This is a genomic window from Aestuariivirga sp., from assembly GCF_044238155.1.
In the GTDB taxonomy this organism is placed as follows: domain Bacteria; phylum Pseudomonadota; class Alphaproteobacteria; order Rhizobiales; family Aestuariivirgaceae; genus Aestuariivirga.
In genome coordinates this window covers 1-14,656 of sequence record NZ_JBIIDX010000090.1, presented here as the reverse complement: position 1 = coordinate 14,656, position 14,656 = coordinate 1, and the positions used below count along the sequence as shown (strand labels likewise).

Sequence of the window (14,656 nt, the reverse complement as noted above, 5' to 3'; positions counted from 1 at the left end):
TACCTGAGTAGAAGGCAAAATCCGCCACAGGGCAAGGGGCATGACCCAAGACAGCGGGGCCCGAAAACGTTTAGGATCGCTTGCCATGACACTTACCGTCAGCGCCTTCTACAAGTTCATCGCCCTGCCGGACTTCCGCGACTTGCAACAACCGCTTCTCGATTGCTGCCGGGCCCACGCTGTCAGAGGAACCATCCTGCTGGCGCCTGAGGGGATCAACGGCACCGTTGCCGGAGGCCCGGTTGCGATCGCGTCGGTCATGGCCTTCATCCGCAAATTCCCTGCCCTGCACGATCTCGAGGCCAAGTCCTCGCACGCCGATGCTATGCCATTTGGCCGCTTGAAGATAAAGTTGAAGAAGGAGATTGTGACCATGGGCATTGCGGGCCTCGACCCGCGCCATGGAGCAGGTCATTACGTGGAGCCAGAAGACTGGAACGCTTTGATCTCAGAACCAGACGTACTCTTGATCGATACACGAAACGCTTTCGAGGTGGCAGCGGGCAGTTTCCGAGGCGCCATCGATCCCGTGACGAGATCCTTCAGCGAGTTTCCTGCCTATGTCGAACGTACGCTCAGCTCTGCCCCTCACCACAAGATCGCCATGTTCTGTACCGGCGGCATCCGTTGCGAGAAAGCCACAAGCTATCTGCGGGCCCATGGCTTCAAGCACGTCTACCAACTCAGAGGCGGCATCCTGAACTATCTCGAAAAGGTACCAGCGACGGAAAGTCTCTGGTGGGGGTCCTGCTTCGTTTTTGATGAGCGCGAAGGCCTCGGCCACGGGCTCGCCATCGAACCTCCCGCACGGCGCTGATCAGCCCGTCCAGCCAAGACCTGCAGCAACGCAGTTCATGGTCATCAGCAGTGGCATCATCGGTTGTTCGCCACCCTTGCCGCTACGGGTCTCCTTGAGCAGTTCGACCTGCCAGCGGTTGGCCTGCTCCACCATGGGCCGAACGCGCTCAAATCGGCGCTGCAGGCCTTCGAAACGCTCGCAGAGCTTCGCTTCTCCGGTAAGCTCCAGAATGGTACGGGTCGTGCGGCCGTGCTCATGACGAATGAGCGCAAACAGGCGTTCGGCAGCGGTGCGGTCGGCGACCAGAGCCGCATAGTGTTCAGCCACCGTCATGTCGGCAAGATAAAGCGATTTCTCGACTTCATCGATCGCCAACCGAAAACCACGGGAGCGGGCATACATGTCGCGCAGAAGCTTCATGCCGGCGCCGCCGCGCGGCACCAGAAAATCATCAAGCGCGTAGCCCAGCCCATACCAACCGGTCAGCAAGTGCCGGTTCTGACTCCAGGCAAAAACCCAGGGAATGGCACGCAGGTCACCGATGCCACGTGCGCCAAAGCGACGGGCTGGACGAGAACCGAGTTTAAGGTTGGCCAACTCCTCAACCGGCGAAGCCTGGTGGAAATAGTCCAGAAGCGAAGGATCCTCTGCGAGCTTGCGGTAATGCCGGAAAGAAGCCTGAGCGATCCACTCAACAGCCGCCTGGTGCTCCTCATTGATCTTGAGCTCGGGCTCGTCGATGGATTTGAGAGCATGCACGAAGACGGCTGCCGCAAGTATTTCGAGATGGTGCTGCGCCGTGCCGCGGTTGGCGAACTTGGATGAGACTACCTCACCCTGTTCCGTAACCCGCATGCGGCCACCTACGGAACCCGCCGGCTGGGCCGCAATGGCGCGGCCAGTCGGCGCCCCACCGCGGCTGACCGAACCGCCACGGCCGTGAAAGAAGCTGATATCGACTCCATTATCGCGCCCAATGCGGATGAGGCGACGCTGGGCTTCAAACAGCTCGAAGCTCGCACAGAAAAAGCCACCGTCCTTGTTGGAGTCGGAATAGCCTAGCATCACCTCCTGACAACCACCCTGAGCCGCAAGCGATGTCCGGACCAGCGGATGGGCAAGAAGCTCCGTTATGATCTGCGGTGCTGCCCGCAAATCATCAATCGTCTCGAACAGCGGCACCACGCGGATGCGGCAGACTTCCCGGGCTGTTTCATCTGCGAACAAGCCCGAATACTTGGCCAGCAGGTACAACCCGAGCACGTCGCCGGCACTTTGTGTCATGGAGAGGATGAACGCACCAATCGCCTGAGGATCGGGACCGTCAAGCGTATCACGAATCAGGTCCAGAAGATCAAGTAGCTCGCGGGCTTCGTCAGAGACTCCCCGGAAGCGAGGCAGAAAACCGAGCGGCTTGGCCAGCTCATCCTCAATCCAGGCCTGCCATGCCAGCGAGCCTGGCTCCGGGCCCTCGCCCTCGGCCAGTGGATTGAGCTTGCGCCAAATCTCACGCAAAACCCGGTTAATGACCGTGGTGTTCTGCCGTAGATCAAGACTGACCGTCCGGAAACCGAAGGTTTCCACTTCCCAGCGTACCGGCCGTAGAATGCTCGAGGCAAGTGAGACCGACTGCAATCGCGAGAGGACCTCTTCAGCAGCAAGAAGTTCACCGATCAGTTCTTCGGTGTTTCTGAAACCAGTTCCGGGAGCATCGGGGGAAAATGTGGCAACCAGTCTGGCACGCAGTGCCGTGAAGAAGCGCCGGAAGGGTTCGTGGGCATTGCGCGAGGCAATACCGGCCGCATCACCTGACAACTCGACTTGCCGGTGCACTCTGTCAAGGAACTCCTTTGGAATGGTGATCTCGCGCGCACTGAGTGATATCAATTGCGACAGATCACCAAGTCGCTGGTCAAGCCGCGCCAGAATTGCATCGCGGTTTTCCCTCAGCGCATAGCGCGTGACCTCGGCAGTGACGAAGGGATTGCCGTCTCGGTCGCCGCCGATCCAGGAGGAAAAGCGCAAAGGCGGCCTGACCCTGCAGGGAGTCTCGGGATAATGACGCTGGAGTGCGGCCTCCATCAAATCACACAGGCTGACCGTTCGGTCAAAGAGTGTCTCACGGAAAAAATGAAGCCCCCAGTGGATCTCCTGCTCAACTGTTGGCTTCTCAAGGCGGATTTCACCAGTCAGCCAGAGCAGATCGATCTCGTTTCGCAAGGCCTTGAGAAGGCCCGTGCGTTCGCGCGGGGTCCAGCGCGGGCTTTCGAGTTCATAGAGCTTCAAATAGATGCGGCGGTGGATTTCCAGAACCGTGACCCGCTTGGCCTCAGTTGGGTGCGCCGTGATTGTCGGCTGCACGTCGATCGTATCAAGCGTACGCTGCACTGCCTCTGGTGGGATACTGGCTGCTGCCACAGTGGCAACAGCATGCGAGAACGAACCCGTCACCTGGTCTGGCCCGCTGCGGGTCTCCATCTGGCGGCGGGCGCGCATTGCGGCGTTCTCCTCCGCGATGTTGAGCAACTGCAACCAGATGCCAATCACCTGCAGTGCATTTGCGATCATGTCCTGCGGCAGGGCTCGGGCATTAGCCGGCTCGTCGATCACGGTGAGCACACGCGGCTCACGTACCTTGATGACCTGGCGCAGCAGATCGCGCAGCATCATGGTGATTTCGTCGAGGTAGGCGCTGTCTACAGGGGCCGCCCCGGCCGGCTTGACGGGCTTCACATGTGCCACCTGATGTACGCTCCCTAGCTTCCCTGGACGTTTGTGCGGTGCAGCGCCGCGTCAGTCAATACCGTTTTGGACGACAGCGGAAAGTGGCTCCACCCGGCTTCATTTTGGGCTAGAAGCGCCAACATGTTGCATATCAAGGGACTGACCTATCGGATCGGCGGGCGGCTACTGCTTGAGGACGCCACGGCCGCCATTCCCGAGGGTCACAAGGTCGGCATCGTGGGGCGCAACGGGGTTGGCAAATCCACGCTGTTCAAGCTTATTCTTGGCGAATTGCCAGTTGAGGCCGGCAGCATCACCCTGCCCCGGCACGCCAGGATTGGCACGGTTGCCCAGGAAGCACCAGGCGGCTCTGAAAGTCTCATTGACACCGTCCTTGCGGGTGACACCGAGCTCTCGATGCTGCTCGCCGAGGCTGAAACAGCCGAAGATCCGAACCGCATCGCCGAGGTCCAGATCCGGCTTGCCGATATTGACGCCCACTCGGCGAGGGCCCGCGCAGCCACCATCCTAAGCGGACTGGGCTTTACCGAGGAGCGTCAGGCGGGGCCCTGCTCGGCGCTGTCCGGCGGCTGGCGCATGCGGGTCGCCCTCGCTGCGGCACTGTTCGCCAAACCAGACGTGCTGCTTCTTGACGAGCCGACCAACTATCTCGACCTTGAAGGCACGATCTGGCTGAAGAGCTTCATTCGGGACTATCCGCACACCATTGTCCTGATCAGCCACGATCGCGACCTGCTGAACGAGGCCGTCGGCTATATATTGCATCTCGAGCGGGGAAAGATCTTCCTTTATCAGGGAAACTATGACAGCTTCGAACGCCAGCGGCGCGACAGGCAGGCCCTCACCCAAAAACTGCGCAAGAAGCAGGAGGACCAGCGCAAGCACATGATGGCCTTCGTCGACCGCTTTCGCTACAAGGCGTCCAAGGCGCGTCAGGCGCAGAGTCGGCTCAAAGCACTGTCAAAACTTGAACCCATCGCCGAACTTGTTGAAGATCGAGTGGCCCCTTTCTTCTTTCCCAATCCGGAAAAGGCAATTGCCCCACCCTTGGTGAAGTGGGAAAAGGCGAGCGTCGGCTATGCGACTGACCAGCCGGTGCTGAAAAACATCACCCTCCGACTCGACCCTGATGACCGTATCGCGCTGCTCGGCTCGAACGGTAACGGCAAGTCGACCTTTGCCAAGCTGCTGTGTGGGAAGTTAAAAACCATGGCAGGCAGCATGACTGTACCTGCCCGTCTCACCAGCGGATACTTCGCCCAACACCAGCTAGACGAAATCTCACCCGAGCAAACTCCCTATTCCTATTTTTGCAGTCTGATGCCTGACGAACCGGAGGCGAAACGACGCGCCAGGCTTGGAGCATATGGATTTGGCTCCTCTCTTGCAGACTCGCGCTGCGACACGCTGTCGGGAGGAGAAAAAGCCAGGCTGCTCTTCGCTCTTGCTGCCTTTCATGCCCCGCATGTGTTGATACTGGACGAACCAACGAACCATCTTGATGTCGACAGCCGTGAAGCCTTGATCATGGCGATCAATGACTACGAGGGAGCTGTGATCCTGATTAGCCATGACCGGCACATCATCGAAACCTGTGCTGACGCACTATGGCTGGTAAAGGACGGCACGGTCACGCCCTTCGATGGCGATATGGATGACTACACGCGCCTTGTCCTTGACACTGCCCGGGAAAACCGCCGCGCCGAGCGCCACGCAGGCAAGCAGTTGACAGAAAACCCACGGCCCGCCCCGAAACCTTCGTCAACAGCATTACAGAAAACGATTGAAAAACTCGACCGTCGCATGGAAGACTTGCGCGGCAAGATTGAAACGCTCGATCAGGCACTTGCAGACCCAACGTTGTATGGCGAAGAACCGCGGAAAGCTGCTGACTTTACAAGGCTACGCGCCAAGCTCGCCTCCGAACTGGAGGAGGCTGAGAACGAGTGGCTCTCAACCCAGATTGACTAGACCCTAGAGTGAGAACCGACCTGATTGAATCGCTCCACCGAAGGAATTTCACGGTGTGATCAGGAGGATGACAAAGAGCAAGCCGGTGGCCCGGTCGAGCAATGCAACGTCTGTAACGCAAGAAAGGCGCTAGCCCTTCAGGTCCGATAGCGGCGAGCGTCTGGTTCGCAGTGGCCCTCACGAGGATCCTCAGTCTTCGTCTCGGACCGCTCCCGCTCGTCCGCACTGCCGCAAACGAACGGCGTTGTTTCAATCTGGTCGGTTGTCGCTTTAACCTGCTGCCCGGTTCTGCCAGCGGCCCTGATCATCCTGCTGCCAGAAACTCACCTCATGGCCGTTGGCACGGAACCGCTTCCACTCGGCACGGGCTGCATCGAGTGCGTCAGTATCATTGCCATCGAACATGATCACCGCGCGCGTCAAACCAGCGACATCACCCACGGCTGCACCATCCACATAGAAGCGTACGTTTGCGTTATTCGGATTCTCGTCAGTAGCAGTGATCCAGACAGGCTGAAGATCTGGAAAGCCATCTGCCTTTGTGCCGTGAGGCAGAAACCCCTCTTTGTCCTGGCTCCAGAGTTGATCCGCGAGGGCCTCGGCACGCTCGTCCGACCCGGCCTGCACGACCACCCGCCAGCCGCGCTCCAGGCTGGTGGCCAAAAGCTTCGGCAGAACCACTTCGAGTGGCTGGGTTTGCAACTGATAGAAAAAGACTGGCGTCATTCAGTGATCCAGGCATTGCCTCATGCGGCGCTCATTCTTGCACGCCGGCCGAAGGACTATAGCAACTTTACCATATTGCATGTTGTCCGCATTCTGGCCAATCGTTTAGGTCGCAGATGGTGTTCTGGGTATCGGAGAACCAATATGGGTGGCTTGAACCGAAATGGCCGACTTGACGCGAAAACCACCCTCGGGACTGAAGAGCCCGTTACTCTGTATTGCCTTACAGCGATGATTGCTGAAGGTGCTGGCAGGGCTGGCCTTTCGGATTTTTCGCAGGCCCTGGAATCGGCCATGGCGGTATTGTTGCGGGGCATGAGCCGCGAGCAGCAGTCAGAGGCGCTCTGCATGTCGCATGCAGCGGCACTTACCCAGGCGGGCACTTCGCTTCCCTCGCCGCGAGTGGCGCAGTCGAAGCTGAACCGCCCCGCCGTTGCCCGCCATAAGCCACTGCGCCGATGCGCTCGAGTGAACTGAGGCCTACCAACGGTCCCTTCGGTAGGAGCCCCCCGTGATCTCGTAGTAATCGCCAGCGCTTTCACAGAATATGTGGCCATCAAGCGGAACATCGGTCGAGCCATCGATTGCACCCGCGGAAATCGAGGTCGTATCGGTGCCGTCTGCCTTCCAGAAAAGTACCGAGCCACACTCGCGGCAAAAGCCGCGCTGTGCTTCCGGGCTGGAGCGGAACCATGCCAACCCAACTCGTCGGCTGAACGTCAGATCCACATCGGCACAAGCAGTGGCCGACATGTAGGTGCCGGTCTGCTTGCGACACTGGATGCAATGACAGGCGATAACCGGGCGCAAGGGCCCATGTATTTCAAAGGCGACAGCGCCACACAGGCAGGATCCAGTCTTCATGTTGGGAACTCCTTCTTCAGTGCAGCGATATGCTCAGGCCCAAGGCCACAACAGCCACCGAACGCGACAACGCCTGTTCGCCGCCACGATCTAGCCTTCGCCACGAGGTCCTCCGGCGGAATGATGTCGACGAAGGTCCACTCCGGCATCTTGAAGTAGCCGCTTTCGGGGTAGGCTCCGATGGGGCCGTCCCAGTGTTTCCGGAGCTGCTCGATGGCCTCGTCCGTGTCATTGGGTGAACTGTGCATGATGCTCATCACATCCGGCTTAAGCGCCGCGAGCGCTCGCGCGACCTGCTCAAGCGGCTGATCTTCCCGGCCAAAACCGGTGAGCTTCGTGTCATGGCGCTCGACCGAGATGCCGATCCAGACCGGAAGGCCAGTGGCCATTGCCTCCTCACTTGCCCACACGGAGTAATCGAGATCGCGCATCATCTCCATCATGATCAGGTCGACACCGCTGGCTGCAAGATTTTCTGCCTTGCGCCTGAACAAGGCACGGGCCTCTTTCTCCGGCCACTCACGCTGCTTGGATGTACGATCACTACCCGCCAGCACAGGCCGCATGGTGGACATGGAACCAGCAACCGCTACGCGCTGGCCGGCTGCAGCCGCCTTTGCCAACTTGGCGGCAACACGGTCAATGACCAGCAAGTCGTCATCGCGGCCAAGAGCGTTGAAAAGCAGCGCAGAGGTCGCGAAGGTATTTGCGGTGATGATCTCCGCACCAGCCACGATATAACCGGTATGAACCTGCTGCACCACTTCCGGGTGCGTGAGGTTCGCTTCAGCACACCAGGTGGAAGAACTCATCGGTACACCCCGATGCTGGATGTCGGTACCGGTCCCACCGTCCAGAATAATGATGCCACCATGGGCGAGTTTCTCACGGATGCGAAGATACATCTGGATCACTCTTCTTGGCGGGCACCAAGAAAGGCCCTCATATGGTAACTCGCCTGAGCAGGCGCATAAGCAAAGCCCTGCCCCACAGGACAAGCGTGCCGCGCCAGACATCCCCGCGCCATGCAGGCTTGCCCCTCTTCCCGGGCAAGATGCTTGGCGCAGGCCTGCACATCGTACCCCGCTCCGTCAAAAGCACCCACCGGACAGGCGGATAGGCAGGGCCTGCCCACACAGGTCTCACAGGGGTGGGATCCTGGCGAAGGTGGCGTCAGATCAAAAACGACAGGAAACAGAAGAGCAGCCCGATAGGCGTGCCACAGGCCATAGACGGAGTGGATATTGAGGCCAAGCGGCGAGACATGCCCCGCCCCGCCTCGGCGCGCCCAACTGAGAAAGGGCCATGGCGGATCGGTATCGAAAGGGTAGACAGCGGTGGCGCCCAGATCGGCGGCAAGACCGGAGACTGCCTCGCGAGTCCAGGCATCGAGCTTGGTGGCAACGCCGCTCTCGCGCGCGAAGCGTCGAAACATCTCAGGGCCGGTGTTGCCAATTAGAATCAGGAACTTGGCATTCTCCGGGGCATGGTCGGCCGGCCCCGGCGCGAACCAGCCGAGCGGCGTGAACGCCGCCCGGCGAATTGCGATCAGAACCGGATGCTCCACCTCAGCTCCAGCGCGGGTCGCCTGGCTCCATGACACTACGCGGCAGCTTGATGTCATGCCTGGCACGGATCTGATCATCAATCGCGCGGGGAATGTAGTCAGGATAGTAAGTGGTGAGGATTTCACGCTTTCTGGCGGCCGCCCGCTCGACGATGTCCGGCTTTCCCGCCTCGTTCCATTCTTTGGGGCTCATGCGGTTTGAAACATGCGGATAGACATATTCCTTCTGCATCAGCGACAGCGTCTGCTCATTGCCAAGATAGTGCCCTGGACCGGCGAGGCAGACATCAGCGATCACCTCGAGAGAAAGCGTGTCCTCAGTCACTTCGATGCCGCGAACATTGCGGTTGATTGACCCCAGCATGTCGTTGTCGATCAGAAGGCTTTCGAGGCAGAAGCCCAGAAGCGAGGCATGCATACCGGCCGACTCATAAAGCATATTGATGCCAGTCATAGCGGAGATCCCAGCCGTCACACCCTTCTCATAGCCCGCCTGCATGTCCGGCATCTTGGAGTCGCACATGCCCGCAGCCGAGCCCACAGTAAGATTGTAAAAATGTCCCATCTGGGCGCAACCGGAGGTTATCAGCGCCTGCTCGCCCGAGCCTCCCGACATGGCTCCCGTGCGCAGGTCGGACACGAACGGCCACGGCCCCCAGATGGCAATGGCACCAGGCACCACGCAATTGATGTAGACGAGGCCTGCGAGGCACTCTGCCACCGCCTGCACCACGGTGCCAGCCAGTGCGGCAGGTGAGGTGGCGCCAGCCTGGGCTGCGGAGAGCAACAGGACCGGCATGCCGCCCCGGGCCGCGGCCTCGAGGCAGCGGCAGGCATCTTCCGCAAACTTCATTGGCGGCACCACGAAGCAGTTGGACTGCGAAACGAAAGGGCGCTCGCGCCACTTATCCTCGCCCCCGGCAACCACATGGAGTATCTGGAGACACTCCTCAACGTGAGTTGGCTCGACCATCGAAGTGCCAACATGCTTCTGAGTTCCCGCGATACAGGCATACATGGTGTTGATATCGAGGTCGTGGCCAGTGATCATATCACGTGCCGTAAGCGGACGCTGGTAGAAGTGGATATGCTCGCAGGTATCCACAATACGACCCGCATCATAAAGATCGACAAGGACAGACTCACGGTAGGTCTTGGTCTGGGGTTCGACGACGTGCACTGCAGCGCCTGCGGTGCCAAAATAGACCTTGTTGCCAGAAGGCTCCATGTCATGTTTCGGATCGCGGCCGTGCAGCACGAAGTTGCGCGCGCAGCTGGCCAGCGTGTCCTCGACGAGGCCGCGAGGAATGCAAAGACGGCCCTGGGCATTCAGGTAGCAGCCCCGTGCCGTCATCGCCTCGACGCAGGAGGGAATGGCCTGGGCAAGGCCCACGGTTTCGAGCAGTTTCAGCGCCGTCTCGTGGATGCGCTGCATGTCACGCTCTGTCAGCGGCTTATATTGGCCACCTTCCATGCCTGGACGAACGGCAGCCTCGGCCATCGGGATTGGGCGTGAACGCAGCGCGCGGCGGGCTTCACGGCCACCGCGACGGCGGGAGAGATCTTCAACGGCACTCATGGGTTGCACTCCTGTGTTAAGCTATATCTCCCGGTTTGGATGATAGTTTCAACGGCCTATCTTTTTACCTTGGTGATGAATATTATTCACCATTCAGCGGCCCGATCCTCTCTTTCTTCGCTTAACGCCATGAATTTAATAGTGATAGAACGACGTCTCAACTCAGTGGTGAGCAAACTTGGCCAGACGTGACCTGCCGCCCTTGCGCGCCTTGACCGCCTTTGAGGCGGCCGCTCGGCTTGGCAGCTTCCGACTTGCAGCGGGCGAACTGGGAATCACCCGTTCTGCGGTGAGCCATCAGGTGAAGTCGCTCGAACAGCGGCTCGGGGTGCAGTTGTTCCGGCGCGACGCCCGGCGCGCCGAACTCACCCAGGCGGGTCACACCTATTTTCCACCGGTGCGCGATGCGTTCGACATGGTGGAGGCCCAGACGCGAGCTCTGAAGCCATCAGCCGCAGACAACGAATTGACGGTGCAGGTCTATGTCACCGTGGCGCTAAAGTGGCTCATTCCGCGCCTGCACGATTTTGAACGGCGCTTCCCGGACATGAAGGTCAGGTTATCTACCTCCTATTTCGACTGGGACTTCGACGAGAGGAATGTCGACGTGGGATTTATCCTGGCGCGCAACCGCTCACCGGATCACTACTATCGAACGCTGTTCGCTTCGCGGCTGACACCGATTTGCTCGCCCGACCTGCTGAAGGGACCGAACGGACTGCGCACGCCTGAAGACCTTCGAAAGCACAAACTCCTCTATGTCTATACCGCCGAGGAGGACTGGCACCTTTGGCTAGAAGCGGCGGGTGTGGAAGGGATCCAGCTCTCTGATCGACTTGCCTTCGACAGCTATATCCTTGCGCAGGAAGCTGCCATCGAGGGTCGCGGTGTGGCCATGACAATCGGACCCTTTGCGACAGAGGAAATCAAGACTGGCCGCCTCGTCATGCCTTTTCCTCTGAAGGTCCAGCACCGCCACAACTGGCTTCTGGCCTGTAACGCCGATAACCGTATGAAACCCAAGATCAGGCGCTTTGAAGACTGGCTGGCCAAACAGATTGCGGCCGACCCCGCACTCGAAGCCTATCGCGACAAGGGAACAATCACGTGAGCACCATTGACACCGAAACCGGTCGCAGACCACGTCGCGAAGGCGGTGGCCGACGGGCAGGCAGCGCAGTTGCGGGCCACGCCATCCCCCAATTGCCGCGACGGAAGCTGAAGCGGCTCTTTCCCGCCATGAGTATCGTCTCTGCAGACGAAATTGAGGCGATCCACCACGCCTCGCTTCGTGTACTCTCTGAAATCGGCATGGACTTCACGCTACCAGAGGCACGCGACATCCTGAGGAAAGCGGGCGCCACCGTCGATGGGGAGCGGGTACGCTTTGATCCTGCAATGATCGAAGGACTGATCGCCTCGGCGCCCGCAGAATTCACTTTTCACGCCCGAAACCCCGAAAACGACCTGCAGATAGGTGGCAGCAACATCGCCTTCGGCACCGTGGCGAGCCCGCCCAACAGCTCTGACATGGACAGCGGCCGCAGGACTGGCAACCAGGCGGACTATCGAAACTTCCTGCGACTTGCACAGTACTTCAACTGCATCGGTTTCATGGCCGGCTATCCAGTCGAACCCATCGATATCCATGCATCGGTACGCCACCTCGAAGCACTGCGAGATATGGTACTGCTTACCGACAAGCCGTTTCACGGTTATTCACTGGGCACCGAGCGCATCCGCGACGCCATCGAGATTGCCCGCATCGCGCGAGGCGCGTCTCATGAGCAGCTGGAGCGTGAACCTTCACTGCTCACAATCATCAATACCAATTCACCGCTGAAGCTCGACACGCCGATGCTTCGCGGCGTGATTGAGATGGCATCACGCAACCAGATCGTCTGCGTGACACCGTTCACGCTGGCGGGAGCCATGGCGCCAGTGACGGTAGCAGGCGCACTGGTGGAGCAGAATGCCGAGGCCTTGGCCGGCATTGCCTTTACCCAGCTCGTACGGAAGGGAGCTCCCGTGATCTATGGTGGCTTCACCTCCAACGTCGATATGAAATCCGGCGCTCCCGCCTTCGGCACGCCAGAGTACATGAAGGCAACCATCGTCGGGGGACAGCTGGCGCGGCGCTACAAGATTCCATTCCGTACCTCCAACACCTGCGCGGCCAATACCGTCGACGCGCAAGCCGCCTATGAGAGCGTATTTTCGTTATGGGGGCTCACCATGGGTGGTGGAAACCTCATCATGCACGGAGCGGGATGGCTCGAAGGCGGGCTGGTGGCAAGTTTTGAAAAATTCGTGCTCGACTGTGACCTGATCCAGATGGTGAGCGAATTCCTGCAACCAATTGAGACGACCGAAGATGCACTGGGCGTAGAAGCGATCCGCGAGGTTGGTCCCGGCGGGCACTTCTTTGGTGCGCAGCATACGCTGGCACGCTACGCCAACGCCTTCTATTCACCCATCATCTCGGACTGGCGCAACAACCAGCAATGGCTGGCCGCCGGAAAGCCAGAGGCCTGGCAGAAAGCGAACACGGTTTGGAAACAGGCGCTGGCCGACTACCAGGAACCTCCCATAGACCCGGCAGTCCGCGATGAACTCAACAGCTTCGTCGACCGGCGCAAGGCAGAAGGTGGCGTACCTACAGATTTCTGATCACGGCTGACAGCGGGCTACTGACCGGCCTATCCTGCCCTCCCAGAAAGGGACCGAGCATGACCATCGCGCGCCGTGGCCGACGCCCAGACGCTGCCCACACCCCGCTTCGCCAGCTAGCGTGGCAGCAACCGGTCCACACACTTGCGCCTTCCCGCATTCTTTCCGATGACCAGCTCGAAGCCATCCACCTCCAATCACTGAGGGTCCTGGAGGAGATCGGCATGGACATCCTGCTTCCAGAGGCTCGCCAAATTCTTGGCAAGGCAGGCGCACTCATCGACGGCGAGCGTGTCCGGATCGGCAAGGACATCATCGCCCATTCCCTCACCTCGCCGCCGTCGGAATTCACTTTTCACGCTCGCAACCCGGCGCATAATCTGCGCATCGGTGGCAAGTGGATCACCTTTGCACCGGTGGGTGGCCCGCCCAATTGTTCCGATCTCGATCGGGGAAGACGCCCCGGCACGCTTGAGGATGCAGGCAATTTTGTCAAACTCGCGCAGTTCTTCAACTCCGTGCATACGGCAGGCGGCGCATCGGTTGATGCACTCGATGTTCACGCCTCGGTAAGGCATCTGCACATTACCCGCAACAAGATGGTCTATTCCGACAAGGTCCCGTTCATCTACGCAACAGGCCGCGCTCGCCTGTTCGACGGCCTCGAAATTGTAAGGCTGGCACGCGGCATCAGCCATGATCAACTCCTCGAAGAGCCTTCGACCTATACGGTCATCAATACCAATTCACCTTTGAAACTCGACTCGCCCATGGCGATGGGAATCATTGAGATGGCGCGGCTCAACCAGATCGCGGTGGTCACCCCGTTCACCTTGCTGGGCGCCATGGCACCGGTCACGCTGGCGGGCGGCCTGGTCGAGCAAAATGCAGAGGCTCTTGCTTGCCTGGCTCTTTCACAGCTCACGCGGCCCGGCGCCCCCTTCGTCTATGGCGGTTTCACATCCAACGTCGACATGAAGTCCGGAGCGCCCGCTTTCGGGACGCCGGAATACATGAAGGCGTGCATCATCGGAGGCCAACTGGCGCGTCGCTATGGCTTACCTTACCGCACGTCGAGTACCAATGCCGCCAATAGCGTCGATGCCCAAGCGGCCTATGAAACGGTATTCTCACTATGGGGTGCAATCATGGGCGGCGGAAACGTGATTCAGCACGCTGCGGGCTGGATGGAGGGAGGGCTTGTCGCCTCCTACGAGAAGTTCGCCCTTGATGTAGATCTCCTGCAGATGGTGCAGGAGTTCCTGAAACCCGTGCTCGTGAACGATGAAGAAATGGCCTTTTCGGCAATGCGCGAAGTTGGGCCAGGCGGGCACTTCTTCGGCGCCCATCACACGCTCGAACGCTATGCCACAGCATTCTACCAACCACTCATTTCAGACTGGCGAAACTTCCAGAGTTGGCAAGCGTCTGGCTCTCCAACCGCAGAGAAGAAAGCCAATGCTTTGTGGAAGCAGGCACTTGCGGAGTATCAGTTACCACCACTCGACCCAAGTGCGCTGGCCGAGATCGACGAGTTCGTCAGGCGGCGGGAAAGCGAAGGTGGGGAGAAGACGGATTTCTAGAGAAATATCCCGCTTCGTGCCGCAGGCGAGTATTAGGACCAGATGAAGTTTAACAGTCTCACGCCCAACTTTCCCTCCCTCTCTTGGGGAGGGGATAAACCTGGGGGTCGCACTGATTGCAAATGATGAAACCGGAACTGGTTGTCGCAGCC

The 14,656-nt window shown here is 59.5% G+C and carries 12 protein-coding genes; 6 read left to right on the top strand and 6 right to left on the bottom strand.

Annotation, left to right across the window (positions count from 1 at the left end):
• Positions 1–85 precede the first annotated feature (85 nt).
• The gene (locus ACILRN_RS10570) at positions 86–817 is read left to right on the top strand and encodes a rhodanese-related sulfurtransferase (RefSeq protein ID WP_395688091.1); all 732 of its coding nucleotides are present in this window, start codon (positions 86–88) and stop codon (positions 815–817) included.
• Here the strand turns inward: ACILRN_RS10570 and ACILRN_RS10565 are convergent, their stop codons facing one another.
• Positions 818–3,532, bottom strand: a complete 2,715-nt coding sequence (locus ACILRN_RS10565) for a phosphoenolpyruvate carboxylase (RefSeq protein ID WP_395688089.1) — start codon at positions 3,530–3,532, stop codon at positions 818–820. It abuts the gene before it with no gap.
• Between the two features lie 132 nt (positions 3,533–3,664).
• Here ACILRN_RS10565 and ACILRN_RS10560 point away from each other — a divergent pair, with 132 nt between their 5' ends.
• Positions 3,665–5,515 carry an ABC-F family ATP-binding cassette domain-containing protein gene (locus ACILRN_RS10560; RefSeq protein WP_395688086.1) on the top strand — a complete coding sequence of 617 codons (1,851 nt, stop codon included), beginning with the start codon at positions 3,665–3,667 and terminating at the stop codon, positions 5,513–5,515.
• A gap of 270 nt (positions 5,516–5,785) precedes the next feature.
• On the opposite strand, the gene ACILRN_RS10555 is transcribed toward ACILRN_RS10560, so the two are convergent.
• The gene (locus ACILRN_RS10555; RefSeq protein WP_395688084.1) at positions 5,786–6,241 is read right to left on the bottom strand and encodes a DNA polymerase III subunit chi; all 456 of its coding nucleotides are present in this window, start codon (positions 6,239–6,241) and stop codon (positions 5,786–5,788) included.
• A 144-nt stretch (positions 6,242–6,385) separates the two neighbouring features.
• On the opposite strand from ACILRN_RS10555, the gene ACILRN_RS10550 reads away from it, so the two are divergent.
• On the top strand, positions 6,386–6,718 hold the full coding sequence (locus ACILRN_RS10550) for a hypothetical protein (RefSeq protein WP_395688082.1): 333 nt from the start codon (positions 6,386–6,388) through the stop codon (positions 6,716–6,718).
• A gap of 3 nt (positions 6,719–6,721) precedes the next feature.
• Here ACILRN_RS10550 and ACILRN_RS10545 read toward each other — a convergent pair whose 3' ends face one another.
• From ACILRN_RS10545 to ACILRN_RS10530, 4 genes are read right to left on the bottom strand one after another with little or no spacing between them, the layout of a single operon-like run.
• Entirely contained in the window at positions 6,722–7,105 is a 384-nt protein-coding gene (locus ACILRN_RS10545) for a GFA family protein (protein ID WP_395688080.1), read from the bottom strand.
• On the bottom strand, positions 7,102–8,010 hold the full coding sequence (locus ACILRN_RS10540; protein ID WP_395688078.1) for a homocysteine S-methyltransferase family protein: 909 nt from the start codon (positions 8,008–8,010) through the stop codon (positions 7,102–7,104). Before ACILRN_RS10540 ends, ACILRN_RS10545 begins: the two co-directional genes overlap by 4 nt.
• A 5-nt stretch (positions 8,011–8,015) precedes the next feature.
• Positions 8,016–8,672 (bottom strand): ferredoxin, encoded by a 657-nt coding sequence (locus ACILRN_RS10535; RefSeq protein ID WP_395688076.1) that lies wholly within the window; start codon positions 8,670–8,672, stop codon positions 8,016–8,018.
• A 1-nt stretch (position 8,673) separates the two neighbouring features.
• The gene (locus ACILRN_RS10530) at positions 8,674–10,251 is read right to left on the bottom strand and encodes a trimethylamine methyltransferase family protein (protein WP_395688074.1); all 1,578 of its coding nucleotides are present in this window, start codon (positions 10,249–10,251) and stop codon (positions 8,674–8,676) included.
• A 178-nt stretch (positions 10,252–10,429) separates the two neighbouring features.
• Here ACILRN_RS10530 and gcvA point away from each other — a divergent pair, with 178 nt between their 5' ends.
• From gcvA to ACILRN_RS10515, 3 genes are read left to right on the top strand one after another with little or no spacing between them, the layout of a single operon-like run.
• Positions 10,430–11,362, top strand: coding sequence for a transcriptional regulator GcvA (gcvA, locus tag ACILRN_RS10525; RefSeq protein WP_395688072.1), 933 nt, complete (start codon positions 10,430–10,432; stop codon positions 11,360–11,362).
• Positions 11,359–12,921 (top strand): trimethylamine methyltransferase family protein, encoded by a 1,563-nt coding sequence (locus tag ACILRN_RS10520; protein ID WP_395688070.1) that lies wholly within the window; start codon positions 11,359–11,361, stop codon positions 12,919–12,921. Before gcvA ends, ACILRN_RS10520 begins: the two co-directional genes overlap by 4 nt.
• A 59-nt stretch (positions 12,922–12,980) precedes the next feature.
• Entirely contained in the window at positions 12,981–14,504 is a 1,524-nt protein-coding gene (locus tag ACILRN_RS10515) for a trimethylamine methyltransferase family protein (RefSeq protein ID WP_395688068.1), read from the top strand.
• Positions 14,505–14,656: the final 152 nt, after the last annotated feature.

Coding starts and splice junctions, on each gene's coding strand:
- ACILRN_RS10570 (WP_395688091.1), top strand. CDS start 86: ATGACACTTACCGTCAGCGCCTTCTACAAGTTCATCGCCCTGCCGGAC.
- ACILRN_RS10560 (WP_395688086.1), top strand. CDS start 3,665: ATGTTGCATATCAAGGGACTGACCTATCGGATCGGCGGGCGGCTACTG.
- ACILRN_RS10555 (WP_395688084.1), bottom strand. CDS start 6,241: ATGACGCCAGTCTTTTTCTATCAGTTGCAAACCCAGCCACTCGAAGTG.
- ACILRN_RS10550 (WP_395688082.1), top strand. CDS start 6,386: ATGGGTGGCTTGAACCGAAATGGCCGACTTGACGCGAAAACCACCCTC.
- ACILRN_RS10545 (WP_395688080.1), bottom strand. CDS start 7,105: ATGAAGACTGGATCCTGCCTGTGTGGCGCTGTCGCCTTTGAAATACAT.
- ACILRN_RS10540 (WP_395688078.1), bottom strand. CDS start 8,010: ATGTATCTTCGCATCCGTGAGAAACTCGCCCATGGTGGCATCATTATT.
- ACILRN_RS10530 (WP_395688074.1), bottom strand. CDS start 10,251: ATGAGTGCCGTTGAAGATCTCTCCCGCCGTCGCGGTGGCCGTGAAGCC.
- ACILRN_RS10515 (WP_395688068.1), top strand. CDS start 12,981: ATGACCATCGCGCGCCGTGGCCGACGCCCAGACGCTGCCCACACCCCG.